At 43.0% G+C, this 547-nt stretch carries 1 protein-coding gene; it reads left to right on the top strand.

Features of this window, described 5'->3' with window-relative positions:
* Positions 1–162 precede the first annotated feature (162 nt).
* Positions 163–547: transposase (locus tag CH376_RS23990; RefSeq protein WP_207769131.1), on the top strand; the 385-nt coding region annotated here is incomplete at its 3' end.

Below are 547 nucleotides of genomic sequence, written 5' to 3'. Positions count from 1 at the left end.
AATCCATTTACGGATGCATTGACATCTTACAAGCAATGTGTTGAAAGAATTATTGGAATTGGATAACGTCCAAAATATTTCGCAGATTTAAGAATGAATGAGAAGGCTCTCCTTGCCGATTGAGTTTGTAACGATCAAATTCAAAAAAAGGAGAACCCCCCAATGAGGGCAGAAGAAGAAAAAGCGCACCTGAAAGTAATTCAAGTGGATGAGACCCAGCTCAAGAAAGACTTGAGCGAACTCGTAAGAGGCTCAGTGGAAGAAACGCTGAACGCTCTCTTAGATGAGGAAGCGGATAAACTCTGCAAAGCCTCAAGGTATGAGAGAAACCCGGATCGAGTAGATACAAGAGCGGGTTCGTATAATAGAAACTTCGAAACAAAAGCCGGAAAAGTAAAGTTAAAAGTTCCGAAACTTAGAACAATTCCGTTTGAGTCGGCGATCATCGATCGATACAAACGAAGGGAGAGTTCGGTAGAAGAAGCTCTCATGGAGATGTATCTCGCTGGAGTTTCTGTTCGGAGAGTCGAGGATATCACCGAGAGCC

Origin of the sequence: Leptospira adleri (assembly GCF_002811985.1) — a bacterium.
GTDB lineage: Bacteria > Spirochaetota > Leptospiria > Leptospirales > Leptospiraceae > Leptospira > Leptospira adleri.
Note: the sequence above shows the minus strand (reverse complement) of the source record. Positions and strands in the feature narration are given on the sequence as shown.